This window comes from Sideroxyarcus sp. TK5, from assembly GCF_054601595.1.
Map to the genome: position 1 here is coordinate 99492 of NZ_BAAHSJ010000002.1, position 26338 is coordinate 125829.

General features: G+C 59.9%; 28 protein-coding genes. 14 read left to right on the forward strand and 14 right to left on the reverse strand.

The genetic code is table 11. The features are described from left to right. Nucleotides 1-43: 43 nt before the first annotated feature. Both ccoG and ACYPYQ_RS03525 read right to left on the reverse strand, forming a co-directional pair. Nucleotides 44-1477: a cytochrome c oxidase accessory protein CcoG gene (ccoG, locus tag ACYPYQ_RS03520; RefSeq protein WP_459719755.1), complete on the reverse strand. Its 1434-nt coding sequence runs from the start codon at nt 1475-1477 to the stop codon at nt 44-46. Then, nucleotides 1474-1728, reverse strand: coding sequence for a YfhL family 4Fe-4S dicluster ferredoxin (locus ACYPYQ_RS03525; protein WP_459719758.1), 255 nt, complete (start codon nt 1726-1728; stop codon nt 1474-1476). Before ACYPYQ_RS03525 ends, ccoG begins: the two co-directional genes overlap by 4 nt. A 285-nt stretch (nt 1729-2013) precedes the next feature. On the opposite strand from ACYPYQ_RS03525, the gene ACYPYQ_RS03530 reads away from it, so the two are divergent. Further along, the gene (locus ACYPYQ_RS03530) at nt 2014-3345 is read left to right on the forward strand and encodes a sigma-54 interaction domain-containing protein (RefSeq protein WP_459719760.1); all 1332 of its coding nucleotides are present in this window, start codon (nt 2014-2016) and stop codon (nt 3343-3345) included. A gap of 158 nt (nt 3346-3503) precedes the next feature. On the opposite strand, the gene ACYPYQ_RS03535 is transcribed toward ACYPYQ_RS03530, so the two are convergent. The 8 genes from ACYPYQ_RS03535 to ACYPYQ_RS03570 form a co-directional block, all read right to left on the reverse strand. After that, the gene (locus ACYPYQ_RS03535; RefSeq protein WP_459719764.1) at nt 3504-4142 is read right to left on the reverse strand and encodes a hypothetical protein; all 639 of its coding nucleotides are present in this window, start codon (nt 4140-4142) and stop codon (nt 3504-3506) included. Between the two features lie 2 nt (nt 4143-4144). After that, a complete protein-coding gene (locus tag ACYPYQ_RS03540; RefSeq protein ID WP_459719767.1) occupies nt 4145-4531 on the reverse strand; it encodes a hypothetical protein in 387 nt (128 codons plus the stop codon). A gap of 385 nt (nt 4532-4916) precedes the next feature. Beyond that, nucleotides 4917-5321 carry a PIN domain-containing protein gene (locus ACYPYQ_RS03545; RefSeq protein WP_459719770.1) on the reverse strand — a complete coding sequence of 135 codons (405 nt, stop codon included), beginning with the start codon at nt 5319-5321 and terminating at the stop codon, nt 4917-4919. After that, nucleotides 5311-5529, reverse strand: a complete 219-nt coding sequence (locus ACYPYQ_RS03550) for a hypothetical protein (protein ID WP_459719772.1) — start codon at nt 5527-5529, stop codon at nt 5311-5313. The genes ACYPYQ_RS03545 and ACYPYQ_RS03550 overlap by 11 nt, the downstream gene beginning before the upstream one ends. A 100-nt stretch (nt 5530-5629) precedes the next feature. Further along, the gene (gene rsgA / locus ACYPYQ_RS03555) at nt 5630-6493 is read right to left on the reverse strand and encodes a ribosome small subunit-dependent GTPase A (RefSeq protein WP_459719775.1); all 864 of its coding nucleotides are present in this window, start codon (nt 6491-6493) and stop codon (nt 5630-5632) included. Continuing rightward, nucleotides 6490-6822 carry a 4a-hydroxytetrahydrobiopterin dehydratase gene (locus ACYPYQ_RS03560; protein WP_459719778.1) on the reverse strand — a complete coding sequence of 111 codons (333 nt, stop codon included), beginning with the start codon at nt 6820-6822 and terminating at the stop codon, nt 6490-6492. The genes rsgA and ACYPYQ_RS03560 overlap by 4 nt, the downstream gene beginning before the upstream one ends. Before the next feature lie 7 nt (nt 6823-6829). Beyond that, entirely contained in the window at nt 6830-7135 is a 306-nt protein-coding gene (locus ACYPYQ_RS03565) for a c-type cytochrome (protein ID WP_459719781.1), read from the reverse strand. Beyond that, a complete protein-coding gene (locus tag ACYPYQ_RS03570; protein WP_459719783.1) occupies nt 7132-8388 on the reverse strand; it encodes a M48 family metallopeptidase in 1257 nt (418 codons plus the stop codon). Before ACYPYQ_RS03570 ends, ACYPYQ_RS03565 begins: the two co-directional genes overlap by 4 nt. A gap of 62 nt (nt 8389-8450) precedes the next feature. Here ACYPYQ_RS03570 and orn point away from each other — a divergent pair, with 62 nt between their 5' ends. The 4 genes from orn (at nt 8451) to ACYPYQ_RS03590 (ending at nt 12632) form a co-directional block, all read left to right on the forward strand. Further along, on the forward strand, nt 8451-8996 hold the full coding sequence (gene orn, locus ACYPYQ_RS03575; protein ID WP_459719787.1) for an oligoribonuclease: 546 nt from the start codon (nt 8451-8453) through the stop codon (nt 8994-8996). Between the two features lie 92 nt (nt 8997-9088). Beyond that, nucleotides 9089-10795 (forward strand): diguanylate cyclase domain-containing protein, encoded by a 1707-nt coding sequence (locus ACYPYQ_RS03580; protein ID WP_459719790.1) that lies wholly within the window; start codon nt 9089-9091, stop codon nt 10793-10795. Continuing rightward, nucleotides 10792-11865, forward strand: a complete 1074-nt coding sequence (locus tag ACYPYQ_RS03585) for a glycosyltransferase family protein (protein ID WP_459719793.1) — start codon at nt 10792-10794, stop codon at nt 11863-11865. Before ACYPYQ_RS03580 ends, ACYPYQ_RS03585 begins: the two co-directional genes overlap by 4 nt. A gap of 41 nt (nt 11866-11906) precedes the next feature. Next, on the forward strand, nt 11907-12632 hold the full coding sequence (locus ACYPYQ_RS03590) for a flagellar brake protein (RefSeq protein WP_459719796.1): 726 nt from the start codon (nt 11907-11909) through the stop codon (nt 12630-12632). A 5-nt stretch (nt 12633-12637) separates the two neighbouring features. Here the strand turns inward: ACYPYQ_RS03590 and hemH are convergent, their stop codons facing one another. Next, nucleotides 12638-13726: a ferrochelatase gene (gene hemH, locus ACYPYQ_RS03595; protein WP_459719799.1), complete on the reverse strand. Its 1089-nt coding sequence runs from the start codon at nt 13724-13726 to the stop codon at nt 12638-12640. Nucleotides 13727-13733: 7 nt separating this feature from the next. Next, the gene (gene hrcA / locus ACYPYQ_RS03600; RefSeq protein ID WP_459719803.1) at nt 13734-14753 is read right to left on the reverse strand and encodes a heat-inducible transcriptional repressor HrcA; all 1020 of its coding nucleotides are present in this window, start codon (nt 14751-14753) and stop codon (nt 13734-13736) included. Nucleotides 14754-14830: 77 nt separating this feature from the next. Here hrcA and ACYPYQ_RS03605 point away from each other — a divergent pair, with 77 nt between their 5' ends. From ACYPYQ_RS03605 to ACYPYQ_RS03625, 5 genes are all read left to right on the forward strand, one after another. Further along, nucleotides 14831-15703, forward strand: a complete 873-nt coding sequence (locus tag ACYPYQ_RS03605; protein ID WP_459719806.1) for an NAD kinase — start codon at nt 14831-14833, stop codon at nt 15701-15703. Nucleotides 15704-15710: 7 nt separating this feature from the next. Beyond that, nucleotides 15711-17372, forward strand: coding sequence for a DNA repair protein RecN (gene recN / locus ACYPYQ_RS03610; protein WP_459719809.1), 1662 nt, complete (start codon nt 15711-15713; stop codon nt 17370-17372). Between the two features lie 122 nt (nt 17373-17494). Next, nucleotides 17495-17866, forward strand: coding sequence for an outer membrane protein assembly factor BamE (locus ACYPYQ_RS03615; protein ID WP_459719812.1), 372 nt, complete (start codon nt 17495-17497; stop codon nt 17864-17866). Beyond that, nucleotides 17856-18641: a 4-hydroxy-tetrahydrodipicolinate reductase gene (gene dapB / locus ACYPYQ_RS03620; protein WP_459719816.1), complete on the forward strand. Its 786-nt coding sequence runs from the start codon at nt 17856-17858 to the stop codon at nt 18639-18641. Before ACYPYQ_RS03615 ends, dapB begins: the two co-directional genes overlap by 11 nt. 56 nt (nt 18642-18697) lie before the next feature. Further along, nucleotides 18698-18946, forward strand: a complete 249-nt coding sequence (locus ACYPYQ_RS03625) for a hypothetical protein (protein ID WP_459719819.1) — start codon at nt 18698-18700, stop codon at nt 18944-18946. Nucleotides 18947-19682: 736 nt separating this feature from the next. Here the strand turns inward: ACYPYQ_RS03625 and ACYPYQ_RS03630 are convergent. Beyond that, complete coding sequence (locus ACYPYQ_RS03630; protein ID WP_459719822.1) at nt 19683-20216, reverse strand: manganese efflux pump MntP; 534 nt, start codon at nt 20214-20216, stop codon at nt 19683-19685. A 199-nt stretch (nt 20217-20415) separates the two neighbouring features. Here ACYPYQ_RS03630 and carA point away from each other — a divergent pair, with 199 nt between their 5' ends. From carA to greA, 3 genes are read left to right on the forward strand one after another with little or no spacing between them, the layout of a single operon-like run. Next, nucleotides 20416-21540, forward strand: coding sequence for a glutamine-hydrolyzing carbamoyl-phosphate synthase small subunit (gene carA, locus ACYPYQ_RS03635; protein ID WP_459719825.1), 1125 nt, complete (start codon nt 20416-20418; stop codon nt 21538-21540). Then, entirely contained in the window at nt 21541-24759 is a 3219-nt protein-coding gene (gene carB, locus ACYPYQ_RS03640; protein ID WP_459719829.1) for a carbamoyl-phosphate synthase large subunit, read from the forward strand. It abuts the gene before it with no gap. Nucleotides 24760-24771: 12 nt separating this feature from the next. Beyond that, nucleotides 24772-25248 (forward strand): transcription elongation factor GreA, encoded by a 477-nt coding sequence (gene greA / locus ACYPYQ_RS03645; protein ID WP_459719833.1) that lies wholly within the window; start codon nt 24772-24774, stop codon nt 25246-25248. Here the strand turns inward: greA and ACYPYQ_RS03650 are convergent. Beyond that, nucleotides 25245-25592 (reverse strand): YhbY family RNA-binding protein, encoded by a 348-nt coding sequence (locus tag ACYPYQ_RS03650; RefSeq protein WP_459719836.1) that lies wholly within the window; start codon nt 25590-25592, stop codon nt 25245-25247. The two genes, greA and ACYPYQ_RS03650, sit on opposite strands and share 4 nt — an antisense overlap. A gap of 125 nt (nt 25593-25717) precedes the next feature. Here ACYPYQ_RS03650 and ACYPYQ_RS03655 point away from each other — a divergent pair, with 125 nt between their 5' ends. Further along, on the forward strand, nt 25718-26338 hold the full coding sequence (locus tag ACYPYQ_RS03655; protein WP_459719839.1) for an RlmE family RNA methyltransferase: 621 nt from the start codon (nt 25718-25720) through the stop codon (nt 26336-26338).

The window sequence follows — 26338 nt, forward strand, 5'->3', positions numbered from 1 at the left end:
GCGGGTGATGCCCGAATGATCCCTCTGGTGAGTTGCGGTCGCCCTATCGTCGCGGTGGCGCGTTGAACTTGCTCGTGTACTCTGCGAAGACGCCGGGATCTTCCACACCTTCCACACGGAACCTGATCGGTGTCACCTCCTGCGTGATGCCGGAGGCGGGGGCTTTGACGAAGACAGTGAAGGTGGTGCCGCGACGCTGGTGGGTCAGCGGCTGGCGCTCGGCATCGATGAGCACCAGACCGGGGATGTCGCTCTCGGCGCTGACTTTCACATGCAAGTCCTGGCCGGTCTTGTTGAGCACCTTGAAGGCGTATTTGTTCTGGATCGATCCGTCGCTCATCTGCACGAACAAGGGTTGCCGCTCCGGCAACACTTTCAATGTCATGGCACCCAGATGCGTCAGGCCGTACACGATGCCGCCCATGGCGAGCAGGATGATGGCCAGGTAGACCAGCGTGCGCGGATGCTGGTACAGCGGCTTGACCGGCTTGCCGGATAGTTCGTCCAGCGAGGCGTAGCGGATCAGGCCGCGCGGCTTGTCGATCTTGTCCATCACCGCATCGCAGGCGTCGATGCACAGGCCGCAGGTGATGCAGCCGAACTGCTGGCCTTCGCGGATATCCACGCCGGTGGGGCACACTTGCACGCACTGGAAGCAGTCGATGCAATCACCCTGCGGCGCGACCACCTCGCCGTTGCGGCGCAGTTTGCCGCGCGGTTCGCCGCGTGCGGCGTCGTAGGCGGGCAGGATGGTTTGCGCATCGGTCATCACACCCTGCAGGCGGGCATAAGGGCAAAGCCAGAAGCAGGTCTGCTCGCGCATCAGTCCGGCGAGGATGTAAGTGCCCGCGATGAACAGCACGAGCACCACCCAGCCGACCATGGGCAGGTTGAAATGCAGCAGGTCATCCCAGTAGGCGTAAGCATCGACGAACCAGATGGAATAGCTGATGCCGGTTAGCAGCGCGATCAGCAACCACAGCGCATGTTTGACGACCTTCTTTTTGAGCTTGTCCAGACTCAGCGGCGCTGCATCCAGCTTGCGCCGCGCCGCCGGATTGCCCTCGATCTTCTCTTCCAGCCAGGTGAACCAGTCGGTCCAGGCGGTCTGGAAACAGAAATAGCCGCACCACACGCGCGAGGCCACCGAGGTAACCGCGAACAATGTCATGGCCGCGATCAGCAATACCAGCGACAGCATCCAGATGTCCTGTGGCAGCACCGTGATGTCGTAACAGCGGAACTGGCGGTTCTGGATGTCGAACAGGATGGCCTGCTGGCCGTTCCAGCGCAGATAGGGCAGTGTGAAGAAGGGCAGCCACAGCCCCCATTGCGTGTAGTTCTTCAGCGTGCGGAAGAAACCGGGCATGCGCTTGGCATGCGTGGTTCGGTCGCCGGGGTTCAACTCCCAGGTCTTGAGATCGTGATAGAGGGTGGTGACCGCCCCCATCTGTTTCTGTTCGCTGAGGTCGTTCATGCTGCGCTACCCAGAAGGCTCTCGAATTTGGTCTGCAATTGATCGCGACTCTCTACGTGGGCGGGATCCTGCACGATGCAATCGACGGGGCAGACTTCGATGCATTGCGGCGAGGCGTAATGGCCCACGCATTCGGTGCACAGCGCAGGATCGACGACGTAGAGATCGTCGCCCTGGGTGAGTGCGCCGTTCGGACATTCCGGCTCGCACACATCGCAGTTGATACATTCCTCGGTGATCATCAGTGCCATCTTTTGCTCCTCGATTTCTTATCCATTGCCGCCCGTTTTTGGCCAAAAAAATCCTGTGGCGCACCGCGCCACAGGTCAGGGCCGCCGGACGAGACCGTCCGGTCAGGGAGTGCCCGCAGCACAGGGGAATACTGCAGGCCGGCGTCAGCAACAATGCAATCGCCGTGCCACATGCAGGGGCATCTGGTATTCCTCAATCACTTCATATAGATACGGGTGTTTTGCGGGGGCGATGGCGGATCGCTCGCTTGCTTGGACCGTCGTTTGTGGCATAGCATGCCTGCCATGACTGCCTCAATTGACATGAAAGCGAAGCTCTCCGCAGAGACCTTGCAACTGCTGGACAGCTTCCCCGAACCGAAGATATTGCTCGATGCGCAGTACCGCATCGTCGCGGCCAATGCGGCCTATCGTCAGGCGTTCTCTGCGGGCAAACAGGTCGAGGGGCGCTACTGCTACCAGCTCTCCCATCACTACGACAAACCCTGCGACCAGGCCGGAGAGAATTGCCCCTTGCGCGAAACCATGACCAGCGGCGAACCCAGCCGTGTGCTGCATGTGCACCACACCTCGGCCGGACGCGAACATGTCGAAGTAGAGATGGTGCCGGTCAAGAATGCACGCGGCGGCACGCGCTATTACATGGAGACCATGCACTTCCTGCGTCAGGAACGCGAAGCGGGAGACGGACGCAGGATGGTAGGCTACTCGCGCCCGTTCAACCGCATGCTGGAACTGGCCAAGCGCGTGGCCGCACACGAGAGTTCGGTGCTGCTGCTGGGCGAATCGGGCACCGGCAAGGAACTGGTCGCACACGCCATCCACGACATGAGCCCGCGCGCGGCCGCGCCGTTCGTCGCGCTGGAATGTTCGGGGCTGACCGAGACGCTGTTCGAGAGCGAGATGTTCGGCTACGAGAAAGGCGCGTTCACCGGCGCGGTCGGCCGCAAGATCGGACTGGTGGAAGCCGTGCGCGGCGGCACGTTGTTCCTCGATGAGGTGGGCGACATCCCGCTGTCGCTACAGGTCAAGCTGTTGCGCCTGATGGAAGCGGGCACCTATCGCCGCATCGGCGGCGTGGAGCCCTTGCGCGCCGACTTCAGGCTGGTCGCCGCGACCCACCGCGATCTGGCGCAGATGGTGCGCGAAGGCACCTTCCGTCAGGATCTGTTCTTCCGCATCAACGTATTCCCCATCAAACTGCCGCCCCTGCGCGAGCGCAGTGAAGACCTGCCGGTGTTGGCAGAATCGCTGCTGGCGCAACTCTCGCCCGACAAAAAAGTCAGCATCAGTGCGGAAGCGATGGCACTGCTGATGCAACACGACTTCCCCGGCAACGTGCGCGAACTGCGCAACATCCTGGAGCGCGCGCTGATCATGCTGGACGGCAACACCCTGCTGCCGCAACACCTCAACCTGAACAGCCTGCAAAGCGCATCTCACGCCATGCCACAAGGCGAACCGCTGACCGAGATCGCACCGCTTGCCAGTCTGGAGAAACGCTATCTGAATTGGGCGTTGACGCAATTCCCCGGCGACCGCAAGACGCTGGCGCAAAGGCTGGGTGTAAGTGAACGGACTTTGTATCGCAAGCTGAGAGGGGCTGGCGAGGGGTGAGTCGCACCTATCGGGTGCAGTTACGGAAAGGCAAGTGAAAGTGAGGCAGATCGTGTGAGGGCGCTTCTAGTAATGTATTTCTGCTACTGAGTGCTAATCGGTCAGTCAAAAACTGTAATCTGTCCCCGATTGCTAAGATTTTCAGCAAGCAATCGAATTTAGGCTGCGGGTGATGCTCCGGTTAAGGGCATAGCCTTGTTCAATTCTTGCGTTACTACTTCATCAGGGACGATATTTGAGGCGTCAGAACTTTGCGTCACATTCTGATTTGGAGTGAGATTTTGATTTACTTCAGCCAAACCTAGTGCGTCAATCAAGGAATTCGTTGCAGCTTGTGTTTCACTGTTGATTTTGTCTGCCAGGATGGCTGCCTGACTGGCGCTATTAGGAATTACCTTCGCCTCAGCATCAACAAGCCCGTCGGGCTTTGGGAGAGGTTGGCGGCTAAGCATCTCTTGAATTAAATTTGATAGCCCGCGCAATCCTTCCGCAGACTTCAATAAGCGGCTATCGGTCGTAATGCTGGTGCCGTTCTGCATTGCAATTTGAGTCGCATGAGCTTGATGCATGTCGGTATCTGGTTGCGATTTATTCCATGCCCAAAAGGCAGTAGCCATAAGCACACTCGCAAGAACTAGAAATCCCCACCCACTTTGATTCTCCTTCGCAAGAAGGGCTGCTGCACAAATGACCATAATCACAACAAGTACCGTAACGGCGACCAGAAACACCTGACTGTGTGTTGGAAGCACCTGAACATCTGCTTTTACTTGTGCTGATGCGTTAATGTTATCCATTTTTATCGATCCGAAATCGTAATGGTGCCGTCTGCATTTGCAGTTGGAACAAATCCCGGGAAATGTTGTGCTGCCCAAGGAAATCTACTATTGAAAAGCTTGATGATTTTCAAGACCGATGGCGCATAAGTAATCGTAGTGGAGGCGTCAATAACGCAATTTATCAAATCAAAGTTAGTTGACGAAACTTCAAGATTGCATCCATCGAATCGACAGCCGATGAAAGTATATCCATCAAGCGAAATCTTTTTCCTAAGATAATACAAACCATTTACTTGTGGGCGACCAAACAAGCCATCGCTGGCATTTGATTCCCACCAGTTCTTCGTAGTCGTATTAATAAGCCCGGGCTTTATTCCTCGGAAAGGATTCTCGTATTCATTGCTCATCACTAAAATTCCTCTAGACGTTTGCTTTTCATCAATTTAGGGAGTTTGATCCATCTCTCGCATTTGGGATGAACACGAAGGTCGATCCGCTTGAATTTGTCGATTTCCTGCGGCAGCTTACCACTCGGAAGTTGTCAGTCAAAGCAGTGGAGGCGAATGACAGTTCTGTCCGATAATTAGCCCAAGCAATCATCCATGCATCAATCTGCGCAACAGCTCAGTGCCCAGCAATCTGCTGGAACAGTTCCAACCATCTTCTGTCGATGATGCCCGCGTCGGTCGCTTTGCATATCGCGCAGCCCGGTTCGTGCGAGTGGCTGCAATTGGCGAAGCGGCCTTCGCCGAGGTAGGGGAGGGATTCTGAATCGACCATCCCCATGAATGGCTAATTGATGAAAGGATTGGTGACAGTGAGCGTGCCTTCGATCATCTGGCCGTGCTGCAAGTCTTCTGTGTAAAGCGTATCGCACCCTGCGTCGAGCGCGGTGGCAACGATCAGGCTGTCAAACCAGGAGAATCTATAGCGCCCTGCAATGTCGAGCGCGCGTTGCATGGTTGCGGGCGTGACGATCTCGATCTTGCAAGTTGATTCAAGCATTGCGAGAAGCTTGCTGGTTTCAGATAACGGCATTGCCAGTTTCTTCAGCGCCACATTCGCTGTTTCGGAAAGCACTTGGGTGGAAATGATCGGGTGACGCGCAAACAGCGGCGCGGCCTGCGCAGCTTTGTCGGAGCTTGCCCCGAGGGAATAAATGACGACGTTCGTATCAATGAACGCCTTAGCGGACATTGGCTTCTTCCCTGTCGAACTTGTAGCCGTTTGTGTCTACGTTGAAGCTGCGAAAGAACGCTTCGATCTCCTCGGCTGTTCTGGGTGTCGCGGTGTCTTCCGCTCCGCCTTGTCTGGTCTTTAGGAATTCGATGAAATCGAGCACCTCTGCCTGCTTCGCCAAGGGGAGTGAATCAGCTTCCCTCGCGATGATGTCAGCGTATTGCATGTGATTTCTCCTTTGGGTGGTTGCGGGCATTATAAGACGCCAAGGCATTGCCGCAACTATAGCCACAGGCGGGCTTAATCGAACGATGTTGCGTGGCTAGCTATCTGCCTGCGATGGCGTGGAAGAGGCTGAGCCGTCTTGCGTCTATCTTGCCCTCGGCTATCGCTTTGCGTATCGCGCAGTCCGGTTCGTGCGAGTGGCTGCAATTGGCGAAGCGGCATTCGCCGAGGTAGGGGAGGAATTCGGGGAAGTTGCGTTCCAGTGTGGCGAAGTCCAAGTGGTGCAGGCCGAACAGTTGCACGCCGGGGCAGTCGATCAGGTCGCTGTCTTTGTTGAGGTGATATAGCCGCGCGTGGGTGGTGGTGTGCTTGCCGGAGTCGAGCACGGTGGAGATCTCACGGGTGGCGGCTTGGGCTTCGGGGATGAGGGCGTTGATGAGGGTGGATTTGCCCATGCCGGATTGGCCGACCAGCACGCTGATGTGTCCTTGCAGGTAGGGCAATAGCGGCTCTACGTTCTGCTTGGCCGAGAGTTCCAGCATGCGGTAACCGATCTTTTCATACGGCGCGAGTTGCGCGCGCGCGGCGCTGACCTGCGGCAGGTCGCTCTTGTTGAGCACGATGAGCATGTTCAGATGCTGTTCGTGTCCGGCGAGCAGGCAGCGCGCCAGCAGTTCGTCGTTGAAGGAGGGTTCGCTGGCGACGACGATGATGAGTTGCGTGACGTTGGCGGCGATGAGTTTCTGTTTGTAGGCGTCGGAGCGGTAGAGCAGGCTGCTGCGCGGGGTGATGCGTTCGACCACGCCCTGATCGGTGCCGGTGCGCTGGAATTCGATCATGTCGCCGCAGGCGATCTCGCTCTTCTTGCCGCGCGGCACGCATTCGACGACTTCGCCTTCCGGCGTCTCGGCCAGATAGTGTCTGCCGTATGCGGCGATGATGCGTCCGTGCAAACTTGCGCTCAAGATAGATACAGCGCGTCGACTTTCGCAGCGCAGATGAAATCGTTTTCGGACAGTCCGCCGACGGAATGCGTGGAATATTCCACCGTGCAGCGGTTATAGCCGACCTGCAGGTCGGGGTGATGGTCTTCGCGATGCGTCATCCAGGCGATCGCATTGACGAAGGCGATGGTCTGGTAATAGTCCTTGAACGCGTAAGTCCTGCGGATGCTTTTTCCTTCCAGCGTCCAGCCGTCCAGCTGTTTGAGCAGTTCGCCTGCGGCGCTCGCGCTCAGCGCGGGGTCGCCTGTCTTGCAGGCCTGGCAGTGTCGGAGCCGCAGGTCGCCGGTCATGTCGAACTCACTTGAAGCGGTAATAACGCTGGTTGAGCCAGGCGGCGAGATCCTGCTTCTCCTGCGCGGTGAGCTGTTTGCCGATGGCACCCGAGCAACGCTCCATCTGCACGATGAGGTCGTCTGCCGAGCGCACGGTGCGGTCTGCGCGCGTGAAGATGGCGCTGCCGTCGCCGCCGACGCGCGCTTCGTGGCAGTTGCTGCATTCGTACTTCGTGAACAGTTTGCCGCCCCGGTCGGCATCGCCGGCCGCGAACGGGGTCGCGTGCGCGCCCAGCGAGAGGAATGTGAGCAGGAACAGAGTCTTCTTCATTTGTTGCCTCCTATTCTTTGCAAGTGGGCGATGCGCATCGGCGCGGGCGGATGCGATTCGTAGAACGCAGCGTACACCGGATCGGGCGTCAGGGTCTTGGCGTTGTCCTGATACAGCTTGACCAGTGCGCTCACGAGGTCTTTTGCGTCGGTCTGCGCGGCGGCGTAGGTATCGGCTTGGTATTCATGCTTGCGCGACCAGAACGAGGTGAGCGGGTGCAGGATGAAGGTGAACACCGGCAAGGCCATGAAGAACAGCAGCAGGGCGGTGGCGGTCGATTGCGTGGTGACGCCCAGCCCGGCGTAGAACCATTCGGTCTGCATGAGTTGCGCCAGTCCCCACAGGAAGGCGAGGCTGACGGCGAAGGTGGCGACGATGCGCTGCAGCACATGGCGGCGCTTGAAGTGGCCGAGTTCGTGCGCCAGTACGGCATCCATCTCGCCCGGTGTGAGGCGCTGCAGCAGGGTGTCGAAGAATACGATGCGCTTGGTCTTGCCGAAGCCGGTGAAGTAGGCGTTGCCGTGCGTGCTGCGCTTGCTGCCGTCCATCACGAACAGGCCGCTGGCCGAGAAGCCGCAACGCTGCAGCAGCGCTTCGATGCGCGTTCTGGTCTCTTCGTCCGTCAGCGGTTCGAACTTGTTGAACAGCGGCGCGATGTAGCTGGGGTAGATGAACAGCAGGAACAGGTTGAACACCACCCACACGCTCCATACATACAGCCACCAGTATTCCCCCATGCCGTCCATCAGCCACAACACCGCGAACAGCAGCGGCAGGCCGAGTGCGGCACCGAGCAGCAATTGTTTGAGCATGTCGCTGAGGTAGAGCTTGAGCGTCATCTTGTTGAAGCCGAAGCGCGCTTCGATGTTGAAGGTGCGGTAAAGGTTGAGCGGCGTTTCCAGCAGGGATTGCAGCATCAGCACCGCGATGATGAGCAACGCGCCTTGCAGCAGTTGGCTGTCGAACAGCGGCGCGATCAGGTCGTGCAGGGTCTGGATGCCGCCGCCTACCGTGAAGACCAGCAGCAGCGCGGCATCGAACAGCACGCCGAGCAGGCCGAAACGCACCAGGGTGCGGGTGTAGTCGGCGGCCTTGTGATGGGCGGCGATGCCGATCTGTTCGCGGAAAACGAGGGGCACTTCGGCGCGGTGCGAAGCGACATGGTAGAGCTGACGCCAGGCCAGCCAAGCCTTGACGACGACATTGGTCAACAGCAGGGAAACGAAGATGGCGGAGAATTGACTGGGGAGCATGGTTAGGAAGGCCGGGCTGTGCGACAATCGCCGCAATTTCAATAACGAATCTGCGGTGGATTATGGCACAAAACCAAAACAACCTCGTCTGGCTGGACATGGAGATGACGGGGCTTTTTCCCGACACAGACCGCATCATCGAGATCGCCATGGTGGTCACCGACGGCGAGCTGAACACGGTCGCGGAAGGGCCGGTGCTGGTGGTGCACCAGTCTGATCTGGTGCTGGACGGCATGGACAACTGGAACAAATCCACGCACGGCAAATCCGGCCTGATCGACAAGGTCAAAGCCTCGACGCTGGACGAGGCGGCGGTGGAAGCGCAGATGCTGGATTTCCTGAAAGAGTATGTGCCGGCGCGCACCTCGCCGATGTGCGGCAATTCCATCTGCCAGGATCGCCGTTTCATGGCGCGCTGGATGCCCAAGCTGGAAGATTATTTCCACTACCGCAATCTGGATGTGAGCACGCTCAAGGAACTGGCGCGCCGCTGGAAACCGGAAGTGGCCAACGGTATCAAGAAGCACGGCAAGCATGAAGCGCTGGCGGACATCTACGAATCCATCGAAGAGATGAAGCACTACCGCGAGCATTTCATAAAACTATAAGCGAACGACCGACTGAGGCTCCATTGGGCGATTCGGAGCCAACGGACTTTTAGCGTTCCATCAAGTCAGGCGTATCAAGGGAGGGGGACTCCATGCAGGCTGCAAGAAAGATCTGGCGTGCCATCGGTGTGCAGGAAAAACTGCACATCCTCATCCAGGGTGCTCTGCTCATCCTTTTCTTCGTACTGATGGAATGGGTGGTCGACCAGTTCGAGATGCAGATCGAGCGCTCGGCCGAGTCCCGCGCCGAAGAGGCGGCGGACGGTCTCATCAACGGCATGAACATGATGATGCTGACCGGGGAGATATCCAACCCGGATAACCGGCGCCTGTTCGTGGAGAAGATGTCCAAGTCGCGCGGCATCGTCGAGGTGCGCATGATCCGCGGTCAGGCGGTGATCGAACAATACGGCCCCGGCCTGCCGGAAGAACAGCCGCGTGACGAGATGGACCGGCAAGTGCTGGCGACCGGCAAGCTGCTGTTCCGGCGCATGCAGGGCGAGGACGGTCGGCCGCTGATGCGCGTGGTGATGCCTTTCATCGCCAGCGAGAATTTCCGTGGTACCAACTGCCTTTCCTGCCACCACACAAGGCAGGGCGGCGTGAACGGTGCAGCCAGCGTGGTGATCGACCTGTCGGCCGCCGAGCGACGTCTGGAAGACATCAAGGACAGGCTGTGGGTGGGGCATCTTGCAGTGCAATTGCTGTTGCTGGTGCTGATCACGCTGTTCGTGCGCCATGTGATCGTGCGCAACATCACGCGGCCGGTGAAGAAGCTGCAGCAGGCGATGGCCGGGATAGAGCGCGACATGGATCTGTCGCGCCGGGCAGCGGTGGATGCGGAGAATCCAGATATCGGCGAGATGGCAAAGAGCTTCAACCTGCTGGTTGAAAAGCTGGAAGATGCAACCGATCGTTTGCAACTGTTCGCCAAGATGTTCGAGAACAGCGGCGAGGCCATCCTTATCACCGACGCGGATCGCAACATCCTGACCGTCAACCCGGCGTTCGAGCATATCACCCAGTATTCGCAGGCCGAGGTGCTCGGCAAGAATCCCAAGATACTCAGCTCCGGCAAGCAGACGCACGAATTCTATGCGCTGATGTGGGGGACGATAGGGATCACCGGCAAGTGGTCGGGCGAGATCTGGAACCGGCGCAAGAACGGCGAGATCTATCCGGAGTGGCTGTCCATCGCGGCCGTGAAGAACGCCAAGGGCGAGGTCATCAACTACATCTCATCCTTCTCGGATATCACCAAACGCAAGGAAGCCGAGCAGCGCATCGAGTTCCTCGCGCACTACGATTCGCTGACCAAGCTGCCCAACCGTGCGCTTTTCGGCGACCGCCTGCGCCGCGCGTTGTTGCTGGCGGACCGCAACAAATACAAGGTCGGTCTGATGTTCCTTGACCTGGACAAGTTCAAGGAGGTCAACGACACGCTCGGCCATCTGGCGGGCGACCAGTTGCTGCAGTCGGTCGCCGAGCGCCTGCGGGAATGTGTGCGCGCGTCGGATACCATCTGCCGTCAGGGCGGAGACGAGTTCCTGATCCTGATCGAAGAGATCGATTCGAACATCGAGCTGACCCGTATCGCGGACAAGATCATGGACACGATGTCGCGACCGCATCTGCTCGGCAATCTGTCGCGCACGGTCAGTTTCAGCATCGGCGCGGCCATGTATCCGGACGATGCGGATGACGAACAGTCGCTGACCAAGTGCGCCGACCGCGCGATGTATCTGGCCAAGGAGAGCGGGCGCAACAACTTCAAGCTCTATGAGCACGAGGAGTCTTGAATCACCTACTGGTAGACATCTCTGCCCACGGTTACGGCCACATCGCACAGACGGCACCCGTGCTGAATCTGCTGGCGCAGCAGCGGTCAGGGCTGCGCATCACGGTGCGTTCGCACGCCTCTACTGAGTACCTCAAACAACGCATCCACATCCCGTTCGAGCACCACCGGGTCGCGCTGGATTTCGGCATGGCCATGCTCGACGCCATCCGGGTGGACGTGCCGCGCAGTCTGGCGGCCTATCGCGACTATCATGCCGATTGGGCGCAAAAGGTGGAGACGGCAGCGGAGGCGATGCGTGCGTTGCAGCCCGATCTGCTGCTGGCGAATGTGCCGTATCGCTCACTGGCAGCGGCCAAGGTGGCGGGCATCCCGTCCGTAGCGATGTGCTGTCTCAACTGGGCCGACATTTACCGGCACTATGCCCAAGAGGATGCGGAAGCGGCAATCATCCATGCGCAGATGCTGGATGCCTACAACAGTGCAGAAGTATTCCTGAGACTCAGCCCGGCCATGCCGATGAGTGATCTGCGCAATACGCGGGAGCTGCCCTGTGTCGCCCAAGTCGGCGAACCAGATCGCCAACTGGTACGCGAGCGCTGCGGCGCATCGGCTCATGACCGGCTGGTGCTGGTGGCGATGGGCGGTATCGAACATCGTCTGACGATGTCCGGCTGGCAGTCGATCCCCGGCGTGCGCTGGCTGGTTCCCGAGTCGTGGGATGTGCGACGTGACGATGTGTCGTCCATCGAGTCGCTGAACATGGATTTCCGCGATGTGCTGGCGTCCTGTGATGCGATATTGACCAAGCCGGGCTACGGCACTTTCGCCGAGGCGGCCTGTGCCGGGGTCCCGGTCATGTATGTGCCGCGCGGAGACTGGCCGGAAGCGCCTTATCTGGTGGACTGGTTGCAACGGCACTGCGTTTTGCTCGAAGTGGACGCAGGCCGTTTGCAGGATGGCTTGCCGGGCGACACACTGCAGGCGCTTTTGGCGGGGACGCGACCTCCGTCGCCGCGAAACACCGGGGCGATGGAGGTCGTCCAGACTCTGTGTAAAATGCTGCCCTGAGACCGCCCCGGAACCTTGAATCCACACATCGAACCTGTTCCATGACGCACCACGAGATAAACCCGCAGTTCGCTATCCACAACCATGTGGAGATCGTGCACGTTCTCAACGAACTGGCCAAGCATCGGGTATTGATCAATCTGACGACGCACGAGGGTGAGGCGCTGGTGACCACCGTGCTCTATGTCAGCGGCGACCGCCATTTCGTGTGTATCGATGTCAGCGCGGACGATGCGGTCAACCAGCGTATCGTCGATAGCAAACTGGTCTCGTTCGAGACACAGTCCGAGATCAAGGTGCGCTGGCATTCCACACATCTGCAACTGGTCACCGCCCGCGACGGGCTGGCGTTCTCGATGCATGTTCCGTCCGTGATCGAGCGGATCCAGCGCCGCGAATACTTCCGTCTGTACACGCCTCAGGGCAGCAATGCGCTGGTGTGCCGGATACCGACCGGGGAGGACGAGGCTCTGGAGGTGACGTTGGTCGATATGAGCGCGGGCGGCATCGGTGTCACCTATCGCGGTCCCGCCAACGACATCTTTGTGCAGGGGGCGATACTGGAAGGTTGCAGCATCGTCTTCCCCGAGATCGGCCGGGTGCCCATGAGTCTGCGCGTGTGCGGTATCTGGCAGTCGACCTCGACCAAGAGCGGCGAGCATATCCACCGCATCGGCATGGAGTTCGTGGGTCTGAGCCGCGGGGTGACCAATGTGATCCAGCGCTACATGATCCAGCTCGAGGCCGAGCGGATCACGGCAAGCTGACCGGTTCAGCGCCCGGCACCGGCGCGCGCTGCCAGGGTCTTGCCCAGCGCCAGTGCGGCCGAGTCCGTTTCGATCAGCCAGCCCTGCAGGTTCTCCATCACCAGGTCGGTCAGCGCATGCATCCAGTCGTCGCGTGCATTGAGGCAGGGGATGTAGTGATACTCGCCGCCGCCCGCATGCTGGAACTCTTCCTTGCCTTCCATGGCGATCTCTTCCAGCGTCTCCAGACAATCCGCCACGAAACCGGGACATACCACATCCACGCGCTTGAGCTTCTCCGTCCCCCATTGTTCGAGCGTGGCGCTGGTGTAGGGCTGTAGCCATTCAGCCTTGCCGAAGCGCGACTGGAACGTGACCGCGTACTGTTCTTTCGCGAGGCCGAGTGCCTCGGCCAGCAGGCGTCCGGTCTTCAGGCATTCGCAGTGGTACGGGTCGCCTTTCTCCAGTGTGTATTTCGGCAGGCCGTGGAAACTCATCAGCAATCTATCCGGCCGCCCGTGCTTCATCCAGTGTTCGTTGATGTTGGCGGCGAGCGCCTTGATGTAACCCGCATCGTCGTGGAAATGCTTGATGGTGCGGATGGCGGGTGTGTTGCGCATCTGCTGCAGTTCGCGGAACACGATGTCGGTCGCCGTGGCGGTGGTGCTGGCCGCGTATTGCGGATACATGGGGACGACCAGGATGCGCTGGCAGTTCTGTTCTTTCAGCTTGCGCAGTGCCGCCGGGATGGACGGCTGCCCATAGCGCATGGCGTATTCGACCGCGAACGGTGCCTGCGTGCGCTGACTCAGATAGCCTTGCAGCATCACTGCCTGCTTCTCCGTGTACACGCGCAAGGGCGAACCTTCCTTGAGCCAGATGGAGGCGTATTTGGCGGCGGACTTCTTCGGGCGAACGTTTAGGATGATGCCGTTCAGGATCAGCCACCACACCAGACGCGGGATCTCCACCACGCGCGGGTCGCCGAGGAATTCTTGCAGGTAGGGCCGCACGGCTTGCGCGGTAGGGGCATCGGGTGTGCCGAGATTGATCAGCAGGATGCCGCTCTTCTCGGGCGTGCCATGTTCAAAGCGGGGTTCTGTCTGGTAACTCATGTCGATCTCAATGTTGTGAGAGCGCGTTGCTCAGTAGTTTGGCGGTGATGTCCACGATGGGCACCACGCGTTCGTAATCCATGCGTTTGGGGCCGACCACGGCCAGCGTGCCGACGATCTGACCGTCCTCGGTGTAGGGGGCGCTCACGATGCTGCATTCGTTCAGGCCGGGCAGGCCCGATTCGTTGCCGACGAAGATATGCACGCCCTGTGCATGCCTGCCCGCATCCAGCAGTTGCAGCAGCTCGGTCTTCTGCTCGAATACGCCGAACAATTTGCGCAGTTGTTCCATGTTGGTCGACAGGTCGTTCACATGCAGCAGGTTGCGCTCGCCGCTGATGACATAGTCTTCGTTCTTGCGCGAGATGGCCTCGTCGCTGGCCGCCATCGCAGCGCTCATCAGCGCGGTCATGTCGTGCTGCAACTGGCGCAGTTCGTTCTGCACCTTTCGATGGATGTCGCCGTAGGCCAGGTTGGCGTAGTGCTGGCTGAGGAAGTTACCGGCCTCGGTCAACTGCGCCTGGCTGTAATCCTTGGGTGTAACCAGCACGCGGTTCTCCACCTCGCCGTCCGGCATCACGATGATGAGCAGCACGCGCTTCTCTGACAGGCGCAGGAACTCTATCTGCCTCACTTTCAGCGCGGCACGTTTGGGCGTGGCGACCACACCGGCGAAGCGGGTCAGCTCGGACAGCAGGTTGGAAGCCTGGGTCACCAGACGCGATGGATTGGTCGGCTGCAGCTGGCTCTCCAGCTGCTGCACGCGCGACTCGGAAAGCGGCTGCACCACCATCAGTTTGTCGATGAACAGGCGGTAGCCGAGGGCGGTGGGGATGCGCCCGGCCGAAGTGTGCGGACTGGCTACCAGTCCGATGGATTCCAGGTCCGCCATCACATTGCGGATGGTGGCCGGGCTGACTTCCAGGCCGGAGAATTGCTGCAGGGCGCGCGAGCCGACCGGCTGTCCGTCGCTGATATAGCGTTCCACCAGTGTTTTCAGCAGGATGTGCGCGCGGTCGTTGAGCATGGCGGCCATTCTAGCAGGGGCATGCGGGCGGGGGCACGCATGTTCATGTCATCACCGATGTGGTTTAATCGCGCCCCATGAGCTCCCCCTTCAAAACCATCGCGATCATCGGCAAATACAAGACGCCGGAGATCGTCGTGCCGGTCCTGTCGCTGGCGGAATTCCTGTCTGCGCAGGGCTATACGGTCGTGCTCGACAGCCTGACGGCGGAGCATGCCAAAGGCTCGCCCTACCGCTCGTTGCCGCTGGAGGAGATGGGGCTGGAGATCGATCTGGCCGTGGTGCTGGGCGGCGACGGTACCCTGCTCAACATCGCGCGCACTTTGGCGCCGCATAAGATCCCGCTGATCGGGGTCAACCAGGGGCGTATCGGCTTCCTCACCGATTTGTCGCTGGAGACGATGAAGAAGACCCTGTCGGCCATGCTGAAGGGGAAATTCGTCTCCGAGGAGCGGCTGCTGTTGCAGGCGGCCGTGGTGCGCGACAAGCGCGAAGTGTTCCACGGGCTGGCGTTCAACGAAGTGGTGGTGCATCGCAGCAATGTCAGCAGCATGGTCGAATTCGAAGTGCGCATCGACGGCGAGTATCTGTACAACCAGCGCGCAGACGGTCTCATCATCTCCACGCCCACCGGCTCCACCGCCTACGCGCTGTCGTCCGGTGGTCCCATCCTGCATCCCTCGCTGGATGTGCTGGAGCTGGTGCCGGTGTGCCCGCATTCGCTGAGCAACCGCCCGCTGGTGGTGAAGGGAACGTCCGTGCTGGAACTGCTGATGCACCGCAACGGCGACATCCATGTGCGCTACGACAGCCATTCGCATGTCGATCTGCAGTTGCATGACAAGGTCATCGTGTCGCGCTATCACCAGCCTGTGCTGCTGCTGCACCCGGAAGGCCACAGCTACTACCATACGCTGCGCGAAAAGCTGCTGTGGACGCAGACACTCTAAGAAGAACATGCTGAAGCACCTCCTCATCCGCGACTTCGTCATCGTCGACACGCTCGAACTCGATTTCTCATCCGGCTTCACTGCGCTCACCGGCGAGACGGGTGCGGGCAAATCCATCCTCATCGATGCGCTGTCGCTGGCGCTGGGGGAGCGCGCCGACAGCAGCATGGTGCGGGCGGGTTGCGACAAGGCCGACATCAGCGCCGAGTTCGACATCGCCGATCTGCCGCGATTGCAAGCTTGGTTGCGCGAGCAAGAACTGGAGGGCGATGAAGGGATCTGCCTGTTGCGCCGCACGCTGGATGCGGGCGGCCGTTCGCGCGGTTTCATCAACGGCGGCAGCGCCACCCAGCAGCAGATGCGCGAAGCCGGTGCGATGCTGCTCGACATCCACGGTCAGCATGCGCACCAGTCCTTGCTGCGTGCCGATGCGCAACGCGAGTTGCTGGACAGTCAGGCCGGGTTGACCGAACAAGCCGACGCTGTCGCAGCCGCATGGAAAGCCTGGCAGACCATTCATCGCCGTCGCGTGGAGTTGGAGCAGAACGCCGAGTCCATAGCCGCCGAACGCGAACTGTTGAGCTTCCAGCAGAACGAACTACAGACGCTGAATTTCAGCGAGACGGAGTGGGGTGAATTGCAGGCCGACCATGCGCGTCTGTCTCACGCCGCGAGCCTGATCGAGACCGCCCAGTTCGGGGTCGACGTGCTGAGCGAATCCGACATGGCCTGTCTGGCGCAATTGAACGCGCTGACATCGCGCATGCGCGCCGGGCTTGAATTCGATGCCGGCCTGCAGGACACGCTCACCATGCTGGAGAGCGCTCAGAACGAATTGCAGGAAGCGGTGTATGCGTTGCGCCATTATCAGGAAAAGCTGGATGCTGACCCGGAACGCATGCGCCAGCAGGAGCAGCGCATCGCCGATGTGATGGAGGCCGCGCGCAAATATCGCGTGAAGCCCGAGCAACTTCCGCACAAACTGCAGGAGTTCGCGGCGCGCCTGGAAGAACTGGGCGGCAACGCCGATCTGGACGCACTCGCCAAGCAGGACGAAGCCGCGCAGCAAAGCTATCTTGCCGCAGCCAGGAAATTGAGCGTCGCGCGCGCCAAGGCAGCCAAGGCCCTGTCCGACGAGATCACCGCCGCCATGCAGACGCTGGCCATGCAGGGCGGCCAGTTCGCGGTGGCCCTGTTGCCGTTGGCCGAAGGCAATGCGCACGGACTGGAAAGCGTGGAGCTGCAAGTGTCGGCCAACCCCGGCTCTCCCTTGCGCAGTCTGGCCAAGGTCGCCTCCGGCGGCGAGTTGTCGCGCATCAGCCTTGCCATCCAGGTCGCGGCCAGCCGTGCCGCCAGCGTGCCCACACTGATCTTCGACGAAGTGGATAGCGGCATCGGCGGACGCGTGGCCGAGATCGTCGGCAGCCTGCTCAAGAGACTCGGCCAGCGTCATCAGGTGCTATGCGTCACCCATTTGCCGCAAGTGGCGGCGCAGGCCGACCACCAGTGGCAAGTGAGCAAGGAAGCGCACGGCGGCAAGACCTTGAGCAGCATCCGGGTGCTGGACGAGGCGCGCCGCATCGACGAGATCGCACGCATGCTGGGCGGTGCCACCATCACCGATACCACGCGCAAACATGCCGCCGAGATGCTGGGTGCTGCTGTTTGAATGTTTGCGTTTGTGCTGAGTAGGCGGCTGTGACGCCGTATCAAAGCATCCGGGTTGATCCCGCCGGATTCTCTTGATGTATCATGCCGCCTGTTCTTTAGCACCTGACCTGAACCCAATCCATGCGCATCGTCCTCATCCCGATCTCATTGCTGCTCGCTTCGTGCAGCAACTTCTCCAACTATCTGCCGACCTTCACCCCGCACAAGATCGAGATCCGTCAGGGCAACCTCATCACGCAGGACATGCGCGCGCGCATCAAGTTGGGTATGAGCGAGGCGCAAGTGAAAACCGTGCTCGGCGCACCGCTGATCTCCGACCCTTATCATGCCGGCCGCTGGGATTATCTGTACCGTCTTGACAAGCAGGGCAAGACCGAAGTGGATCAGCGCCTGACGCTGTATTTCGACAATGGCGTGCTGGCGCGCATCGACGATGCCACGCCGTTGTTGCCTTCTGCCGTTCCCATTCAGGAGATGAAGAATGAAGATTAAGGTTGCCATCGCCGGTTGCGGCGGACGCATGGGAAAAGTGTTGCTGGACTGTGTGGCGCAAGCCGACGACCTGAAACTGCACGCCGCGCTGGAACACAAGGGCAGCGCCTTCATCGGCAATGTCGTTGCCGAAGGCGTGAAGATCACCGACGACATCGAGACCGCACTGCAAGGCGCGGACGCGCTGATCGACTTCACGCGCCCCGAAGGCACCATGCAGCATCTGGAGATCTGCCGCAAACTCGGTGTCGGCATGGTGATCGGCACCACCGGCCTCAACGCGCAGCAGAAAGCCGCACTCGGCGCCGCCGCGCAAGACATCGGCATCGTGTTCGCACCGAACATGAGCGTGGGTGTGAACCTCGTGTTCAAGCTGCTGGAGACTGCTTCGCGCGTGCTCAGCGAAGGCTACGACATCGAGATCATCGAAGCGCATCACCGCCACAAGGTCGATGCCCCCTCCGGCACCGCACTGGGCATGGGCGAAGTCGTCGCACGTACATTGGGGCGCGATCTGGAGAAGTGTGCCGTGTATGGTCGCGAAGGCGTCACCGGCGAACGCGATCCTTCCACCATTGGATTCGCCACGGTGCGCGGCGGCGATATCGTCGGCGACCATACTGTGTTGTACGCAGGTATCGGTGAGCGTATCGAGATCACGCACAAGGCCAGCAGCCGTGCGACGTTCGCGATCGGTGCACTGCGTGCGGCGAGGTTCCTCAAGGCCAATCAGGCGGGGATGTATGACATGCAGGATGTGTTGGGGCTGAAGTAGGGAACTTCCTGATTCTGTCTGAGGTGGACAACCTGATTTAAAGGGAGGCGCTAAAAGTGCAAGAAAAGTTATTAGCTATTTTGATGCTAATTGGTATTTTCTATGCGGGCATTAGTGCACGAAAAAAAACGAAAGCCCTGCAGAAGTTGCATCATGATTTGCCTGATGAGGGAAAGCGGAAGTTGGAAGAGAGTTACCCACTTCTAAAAAATGATGGCAAACCGATGGCCGCGGTATCTATCTTGTCTAGCCTAGTTGGTATTGCACTATTTTTTTGGGTATTGCTGAAAATGGTTCTCGTCTAATTGCCTGACGATTTTATGTCAGATGAGCAGTCGTAGGACTGGTCGCCCTTTTTGGGTACGAGAGCACAGAGATATCCATCAATCAAAGTCAAAACCGTCGGGGGTTGCCCGACAGCAAGTTACTTTCTTTTGCTTCGCCAAAAGAAAGTAACCAAAGAAAAGGCGACCCTGGTTTGCCGCCCACTACGTGGGTACCCTGCGTTGCTCGGTAAGTCAGGCGGCTGCGGAACTCGCGCTGCGCGCTCAGACAGTCCTCGCCGACATCCCCTGACTTACCTGTGCTACTCGGCGGCGCTCAAGGGAATGAAAATCCACTGCGGTTTTGTGTGCGCTTTGCGCACGGTTCTTTTTGGGGTGAGGCGGGCTTTGCCCGCCTCACTGGTTTTGGGTTTCTGAATTTCTTTCCCCTGTGCGCCGCCGAGTAGCGCAGGATGGGCGGGGGTAGTCCGACGAATATGTTTGAGCACGTGGCCGCGCAGCGGATCGTGCGAGTTTATGAGGAGGCCCGGCCGTTCGAGCAACGCAGGGTACCCACGAAGTGGGCGGCAAACCGGGGGCGACTTCTTTTGGTTACTTTTCTTGGCAAGACAAGACAACGAAGTCGCGGCGAAGACTTACCTTTAGGTTAGTCGGAGCCAAAAGTAACTTGCTGTCGGGCAACCCCCGACGGTGTTGGTTTTGATTTGGTCCATTCAACCTTCGATACGGCCTACTCAGCACGAACGGCACGTGATATTCACATCACCAGCATCTTCACCCCGATCAAAATCAACACCACCCCGCCGAACATCTCCGCCTTACTCTCCAGCCAAGTACCGCTCTTCTCCCCGATGCGCACACCGATCCAACTGAAGGCGAAGGTGGTCACGCCGATGATGGCGCAGGCTAAGTAGGCATTCACCTCCAGCAGCGTCAGGCTGAATCCGGCGGCCATGGCGTCGATGCTGGTGGCGATGGCGAGTAACAGCATCATGCGGTGGGTGAGGGCGGCGATGTCTTCTTCTATGCCTTCTTGCAAGCTTTCGTAGATCATCTTGCCGCCGATCAGCGCCAGCAGGCCGAAGGCGATCCAGTGTGCGTAATCTTCCACCAAACCCAGCACGCCTTTGCCGCCCAAGTAGCCGATGAAGGGCATCAGTGCCTGAAAGATGCCGAAATATAGGCCGGCTTTCAATCCCAGTCCTTTGGTGTTGCCTTTGGAGCCGAGTCCGATGGAGACGGCGAAGGCGTCCATGCTGAGGGCGATGGCGAGGATGATGACTTCCAGCATGGTGCGCTGCTCCGGTGTCTGGTGATAAAGGGTGCGGATTATATGGGGGGAACAGGCTGAGTTTGATACGGCATCGCTCTTCGGCTATAATGCGCACCGCAAATGAGCGGGATGAACATAGGGTTCGTCCCGCTTCTTTATAGGTGCGCCCGCAATCCAGCTCGGGTGTGCTGAACGCCAGCCAATCAAGGAGTTACACGTGTCGCAGACGAAACCAGCCATCCTAGTCCTAGCCGATGGAACGGTATTTCGCGGCATTTCTATCGGGGCGGATGGCAGCAGCGTCGGCGAGGTGGTGTTCAACACTTCGATGACCGGCTATCAGGAGATCCTCACCGATCCTTCTTATTGCAGCCAGATCGTCACCCTGACTTATCCGCATATCGGTAACGTTGGTTGCAACCCAGAAGACGTGGAGTCGAGCCGGGTGTTCGCCAGCGGTCTCATCATCCGCGACTTGTCCATGACAGTGAGCAATTTCCGCGCGACGCAATCGCTGCCGGAATACCTCAAAGCAAACAATGTGGTGGCCATCGCGGGCATCGATACCCGCAAACTGACGCGCATCCTGCGGAGCAAGGGCGCTCAGAACGGATGCATCGCTTCCGGTGATGATGTCGAAGTCGCACTGAAAGCAGCCAGGGGTTTCGCTGGCCTGGCCGGTATGGACCTGGCGCAGACCGTGACCTGCGACAAACCTTACGAGTGGATGCAGCGCGAATGGAAACTGGGCGAGGGCTACAGCGACACGAGCGAGGCCAAGTTCCATGTGGTGGCATACGATTTCGGTGTGAAGCGCAACATCCTGCGCATGCTGGCCGAGCGCGGCTGCAAGATCACGGTCGTTCCGGCCAAGACCAGCGCCGACGAAGTGATGAAGATGAAGCCGGACGGTGTGTTCCTGTCCAACGGCCCCGGAGATCCGGAGCCCTGCGATTACGCGATCACGGCGGCGAAGAAATTCCTTGAGGTCGGCATCCCGATGTACGGCATCTGTCTGGGTCACCAGATCATGGGGCTGGCCTGCGGTGCCAAGACGGTGAAGATGAAGTTCGGCCATCGTGGCGCGAACCATCCGGTGCAGGACACGCAGAGCAAGCGCGTGATGATCACCAGCCAGAACCACGGTTTCGCGGTGGATGCGGCGACGCTGCCGAAGAATGCGCGCGTGACCCATGTCTCGCTGTTCGACGGCACGCTGCAAGGTTTCGAGCTGACCGACAAGCCCGCGTTCTGCTTCCAGGGTCACCCGGAAGCCAGTCCGGGGCCGCACGATGTGGCCCCGTTGTTCGACCGCTTCGTCGCGGCGATGGAGAAGAAGTAAATGCCGAAGCGTACAGACATCAAATCCATCCTCATCATCGGCGCCGGCCCCATCGTCATCGGCCAGGCGTGCGAGTTCGACTATTCCGGTGCGCAGGCGTGCAAGGCGCTGAAGGAAGAGGGCTACCGCGTCATCCTGGTGAACTCGAATCCGGCCACCATCATGACCGACCCCAACATGGCGGACGCGACCTACATCGAGCCGATCACCTGGCAGATGGTGGAGAAGATCATCGCCAAGGAAAAACCGGATGCCATCCTGCCCACCATGGGTGGGCAGACCGCGCTGAACTGCGCGCTGGACCTGGCCAAGCATGGCGTGCTGGAGAAATACGACGTCGAGATGATCGGCGCGTCGCGCGAAGCCATCGATATGGCGGAAGACCGCGAGAAGTTCAAGCAAGCGATGACGCGCATCGGGCTGGCCTCGGCGCGTTCCGCCATCGCGCACTCGATGGAAGAGGCGCTGCAGGTGCAGCAGGCGATGGGTTTTCCGACCATAATCCGTCCGTCCTTCACCATGGGCGGCAGCGGCGGCGGCATCGCCTACAACCGTGAAGAGTTCATGGAGATCTGCGAGCGCGGTCTGGAAGCTTCGCCGACCAAAGAGTTGCTGATCGAGGAATCTCTGCTCGGCTGGAAAGAATACGAGATGGAAGTCGTGCGCGACCGCAACGACAACTGCATCATCATCTGCTCCATCGAGAACCTCGACCCGATGGGCGTGCACACCGGCGACTCCATCACCGTCGCACCGGCGCAGACGCTGACCGACAAGGAATACCAGATCATGCGCGACGCCTCGCTGGCGGTGCTGCGCGAGATCGGCGTGGAGACGGGCGGTTCCAACGTGCAGTTCTCCATCAATCCGAACGACGGGCGCATGGTGGTCATCGAGATGAATCCGCGCGTGTCGCGTTCCTCGGCGCTGGCCTCCAAAGCCACCGGCTTCCCCATCGCCAAGGTCGCAGCCAAACTGGCTGTCGGCTACACGCTGGACGAGCTGAAGAACGACATCACCGGCGGCGCGACCCCGGCTTCGTTCGAGCCGACCATCGACTACGTCGTCACCAAGATCCCGCGTTTCGCATTCGAAAAATTCCCGCAGGCCAATGACAGACTGACCACGCAGATGAAGTCCGTGGGTGAGGTGATGGCCATCGGCCGCACTTTCCAGGAGTCTTTCCAGAAAGCCTTGCGCGGTCTGGAAGTGGGCGTGCACGGTCTGGACGGCAAGTACGACGACCGCGACGCGATCTGTGCCGAACTGGGCAATCCCGGTCCGGACCGTATCTGGGCGGTGGGCGATGCCTTCCGTCTGGGCATGAGCGTGGAAGAAGTGTTCAGCGTCAGCAAGATCGATCCGTGGTTCCTGGTGCAGATCGCCGACATCATCCGTCAGGAAGGCGAGCTGAAGGGGCGTACGCTGGAAAGTTTGGATGCGGATCACATGCGCGCTTTGAAGCGCAGCGGTTTCGCCGATGCGCGTTTGGCTGTGCTGCTGGAGACCGATGCCGCCGCCGTGCGCGCCTATCGCCATGCGCTGGGCGTGCGCCCAGTGTTCAAGCGCGTTGATACCTGCGCGGCCGAGTTCTCGACCAATACTGCTTACATGTACTCGACCTATGAGGAAGAGTGCGAATCGCAACCGACCGACAAGAAGAAGATCATGGTGCTGGGCGGCGGTCCTAACCGCATCGGTCAGGGTATCGAGTTCGACTATTGCTGCGTGCATGCCGCGCTGGCGATGCGCGAGGACGGCTACGAGACCATCATGGTCAACTGCAATCCGGAGACAGTCTCCACCGACTACGACACATCTGACCGCCTGTACTTCGAGCCGCTGACGCTGGAAGACGTGCTGGAAGTGGTTGCGGTCGAGAAGCCGGTCGGTGTGATCGTGCAATACGGCGGCCAGACCCCGCTCAAGCTGGCGCACGGTCTGGAAAAGAACGGCGTACCCATCATCGGCACCTCGGTGGATATGATCGATTGCGCGGAAGACCGCGCACGCTTCCAGACCATGTTGAAGAAGCTAAACCTGAAGCAGCCGCCTAACCGTACCGCAAGCCATGTGGCCGAGGCGGTGGCGGGTGCGGCCGAGATCGGCTATCCGCTGGTGATGCGTCCCTCGAACGTGCTGGGCGGCCGCGGCATGGAGATCATACATGCGCAGGCTGATCTGGAGCGCTACATGCGCGATGCGGAAGAGCTGGCCAAGACCTGGCCGGAGCGCCTGCCTATCCTGCTCGACCGCTTCCTGAACGACGCGATCGAAGTGGATGTGGATGCGGTGTCCGACGGTAAGGAAGTCATCATCGGCGGCATCATGGAACACATCGAGCAGGCAGGCGTGCACTCCGGCGACTCGGCTTGTTCGCTGCCGCCGTATTCGCTGTCCGCTGCGATGCAGGACGAATTGCGCCGCCAGACCGTGGCGATGGCGAAGGAATTGAACGTGGTCGGTCTGATGAACGTGCAGTTCGCCATCCAGGGCGAGACCGTGTATGTGCTGGAAGTGAACCCGCGCGCCTCGCGCACCGTGCCGTACGTTTCCAAAGCTACCGGCGTGCCGCTGGCCAAGGTCGCCGCGCGTTGCATGGCGGGCCAGTCGCTGGCTTCGCAGGGCGTCACCAAAGAAGTCATCCCTCCGTATTACTCGGTGAAGGAGGCGGTGTTCCCCTTCATCAAGTTCCCCGGTGTGGACGTGATCCTCGGGCCGGAGATGAAATCCACCGGCGAAGTGATGGGCGTGGGCGACTCCTTCGCGGAGGCCTTCGTCAAATCGCAACTGGCAGCTAGTGTGAAGTTGCCCAAGAGCGGCAAGGTTTTCGTCAGCGTGCGCGAGGAAGACAAGGCGGGTGCGGTAGAAGTGGCGCGGTCGCTGGTGGAGCTGGGATTCTCGGTCGTTGCGACACGCGGCACGGCAGCCTCCATCGAGGCGGCGGGTGTGCCAGTGACCATGGTGAACAAGGTCGCAGAGGGCCGCCCGCATATCCTTGACATGATCAAGAACGGCGAGATCAGTCTTATCGTCAATACCGTGGACAGCCGTCCATCGGTGATGCGCGATTCCTATTCCATCCGCCATGCGGCCCTGCAGGGCCGCGTCACCTACTACACCACGCTGGCCGGTGCCCGTGCTGCCTGTATCGGCATGCAGCATCTGGCCGAGTTGCAGGTGTACGACGTGCAGTCGCTGCATCGTCGCTTCAATTAAGGAAGAGTTCCCATGAGCAAAGTCCCATTGACAGTCGTCGGCGCAGAGCTATTGCGCCAGGAGTTGCACCGCTTGAAGACGGTGGAGCGTCCTTCCGTGATCAACGCGATCTCGGAAGCGCGTGCGCAGGGTGACCTGTCCGAGAACGCCGAATACGAGGCCGCCAAGGAGCGCCAGTCCTTCGTCGAGGGGCGCATCGTCGAGCTGGAGTTCAAGCTGGGCAGCGCGCAGATCATCGACCCCAAGACTTTGAGCGCGGATGGTCGCGTGGTGTTCGGCACCACCGTGGTGATGGAGGACGTCAGCAACGGCGACGTGGTGACTTACCAGATCGTGGGCGAGGATGAGGCGGACATCAAGCACCGCAAGATTTCCATCAGCTCACCCATCGCGCGCGCGTTGATCGGCAAGGTGGAGGGCGATATTGCTGAGGTGCAGGCACCCGGCGGCGTGCGCGAGTATGAGGTCGTCGAGGTCCAGTATATCTAGCTGCTGCGGGCAGCCAGCTGCTTCTTGTTGAGCGGTTTGCCTTTGCGGCGCTTGGGTGCCTTGGCGATGGGGGTCTCCAGCGGGCGATAGACCACCAGCGTCTTGCCGATATGCTGCACCGGCCCGGCTTTCAGGATGGTGCAGATCTCCTGCAACATCGCTTCGCGGGCTTCACGGTCGTCGCTCATCACCTTGATCTTCATCAGGTCGTGGCTTTTCAGGCTGCGCTCGATCTCGTCCAGCACGGCTGGCGTCAAACCGGCATTGCCGATCATCACGACGGGTTTCAGGGCATGGGCGCGGCCTTTGAGGGCGAGGCGCTGGGATACAGAGAGAGTTAACATGTGTGCTCCAGATTGGGCGCGCATTCTAACAAAACAGGGGCTGGTCCGCAGGGATTAAGGATCGCCCCGGGAAACAATGAGGGCGGTGCCGATCCTGCGGACACCAGCCGGCCGGGCGCGGAACGATGAAAGCCACTAAAACCAGCAAACAATGGATGCGCGAGCATGTGAACGACCCTTATGTGCAGATGGCGCAGAAGGACGGCTATCGTGCGCGCGCGGCGTACAAGTTGCTGGAACTGGACGAGCGCGACCATCTGATCAAACCCGGCATGGTGGTGGTGGATCTCGGGGCTGCGCCGGGGAGCTGGTGCCAGGTGGTGGCGAAGAAACTGGGTGAGCACGGGCGCATCATCGCCCTTGACCTGCTGCCGCTGGCACCTTTGCCTCGCGTCGAGTTCATCCAGGGGGATTTTCGCGAGGACAGCGTGCTGGCACAGTTGGAACAAACCTTGGGTGGACGCCCTATCGGCCTTGTAATCTCGGATATGGCCCCCAATATAAGCGGCGTCGGAGTGGCTGATCAGGCGCGCGCAATGTATCTGGCGGAACTGGCGCTGGATTTTGCCGTCAACCACCTGGCACCTGGAGGTTCGTTCGCGGTCAAGGTGTTCCAGGGCGCGGGATTCGAGGATTACATGAGATCGATGCGCAACCACTTTTCGAAAGTGGTTGCGCGCAAGCCGAAAGCCTCGCGCGACCGCAGTAGCGAGCAGTATCTGGTGGGCTTGGGAAAGCTTGAGTAA

Excerpts from the sequence above, each read along its gene's own strand:
- ccoG (WP_459719755.1), bottom strand. The coding sequence starts at position 1,477 with ATGAACGACCTCAGCGAACAGAAACAGATGGGGGCGGTCACCACCCTC.
- ACYPYQ_RS03525 (WP_459719758.1), bottom strand. The coding sequence starts at position 1,728 with ATGGCACTGATGATCACCGAGGAATGTATCAACTGCGATGTGTGCGAG.
- ACYPYQ_RS03530 (WP_459719760.1), top strand. The coding sequence starts at position 2,014 with ATGACTGCCTCAATTGACATGAAAGCGAAGCTCTCCGCAGAGACCTTG.
- ACYPYQ_RS03535 (WP_459719764.1), bottom strand. The coding sequence starts at position 4,142 with ATGGATAACATTAACGCATCAGCACAAGTAAAAGCAGATGTTCAGGTG.
- ACYPYQ_RS03540 (WP_459719767.1), bottom strand. The coding sequence starts at position 4,531 with ATGAGCAATGAATACGAGAATCCTTTCCGAGGAATAAAGCCCGGGCTT.
- ACYPYQ_RS03545 (WP_459719770.1), bottom strand. The coding sequence starts at position 5,321 with ATGTCCGCTAAGGCGTTCATTGATACGAACGTCGTCATTTATTCCCTC.
- ACYPYQ_RS03550 (WP_459719772.1), bottom strand. The coding sequence starts at position 5,529 with ATGCAATACGCTGACATCATCGCGAGGGAAGCTGATTCACTCCCCTTG.
- ACYPYQ_RS03560 (WP_459719778.1), bottom strand. The coding sequence starts at position 6,822 with ATGACCGGCGACCTGCGGCTCCGACACTGCCAGGCCTGCAAGACAGGC.
- ACYPYQ_RS03565 (WP_459719781.1), bottom strand. The coding sequence starts at position 7,135 with ATGAAGAAGACTCTGTTCCTGCTCACATTCCTCTCGCTGGGCGCGCAC.
- ACYPYQ_RS03570 (WP_459719783.1), bottom strand. The coding sequence starts at position 8,388 with ATGCTCCCCAGTCAATTCTCCGCCATCTTCGTTTCCCTGCTGTTGACC.
- orn (WP_459719787.1), top strand. The coding sequence starts at position 8,451 with ATGGCACAAAACCAAAACAACCTCGTCTGGCTGGACATGGAGATGACG.
- ACYPYQ_RS03580 (WP_459719790.1), top strand. The coding sequence starts at position 9,089 with ATGCAGGCTGCAAGAAAGATCTGGCGTGCCATCGGTGTGCAGGAAAAA.
- ACYPYQ_RS03590 (WP_459719796.1), top strand. The coding sequence starts at position 11,907 with ATGACGCACCACGAGATAAACCCGCAGTTCGCTATCCACAACCATGTG.
- hemH (WP_459719799.1), bottom strand. The coding sequence starts at position 13,726 with ATGAGTTACCAGACAGAACCCCGCTTTGAACATGGCACGCCCGAGAAG.
- hrcA (WP_459719803.1), bottom strand. The coding sequence starts at position 14,753 with ATGCTCAACGACCGCGCGCACATCCTGCTGAAAACACTGGTGGAACGC.
- ACYPYQ_RS03605 (WP_459719806.1), top strand. The coding sequence starts at position 14,831 with ATGAGCTCCCCCTTCAAAACCATCGCGATCATCGGCAAATACAAGACG.
- recN (WP_459719809.1), top strand. The coding sequence starts at position 15,711 with ATGCTGAAGCACCTCCTCATCCGCGACTTCGTCATCGTCGACACGCTC.
- ACYPYQ_RS03615 (WP_459719812.1), top strand. The coding sequence starts at position 17,495 with ATGCGCATCGTCCTCATCCCGATCTCATTGCTGCTCGCTTCGTGCAGC.
- dapB (WP_459719816.1), top strand. The coding sequence starts at position 17,856 with ATGAAGATTAAGGTTGCCATCGCCGGTTGCGGCGGACGCATGGGAAAA.
- ACYPYQ_RS03630 (WP_459719822.1), bottom strand. The coding sequence starts at position 20,216 with ATGCTGGAAGTCATCATCCTCGCCATCGCCCTCAGCATGGACGCCTTC.
- carB (WP_459719829.1), top strand. The coding sequence starts at position 21,541 with ATGCCGAAGCGTACAGACATCAAATCCATCCTCATCATCGGCGCCGGC.
- greA (WP_459719833.1), top strand. The coding sequence starts at position 24,772 with ATGAGCAAAGTCCCATTGACAGTCGTCGGCGCAGAGCTATTGCGCCAG.
- ACYPYQ_RS03650 (WP_459719836.1), bottom strand. The coding sequence starts at position 25,592 with ATGTTAACTCTCTCTGTATCCCAGCGCCTCGCCCTCAAAGGCCGCGCC.
- ACYPYQ_RS03655 (WP_459719839.1), top strand. The coding sequence starts at position 25,718 with ATGAAAGCCACTAAAACCAGCAAACAATGGATGCGCGAGCATGTGAAC.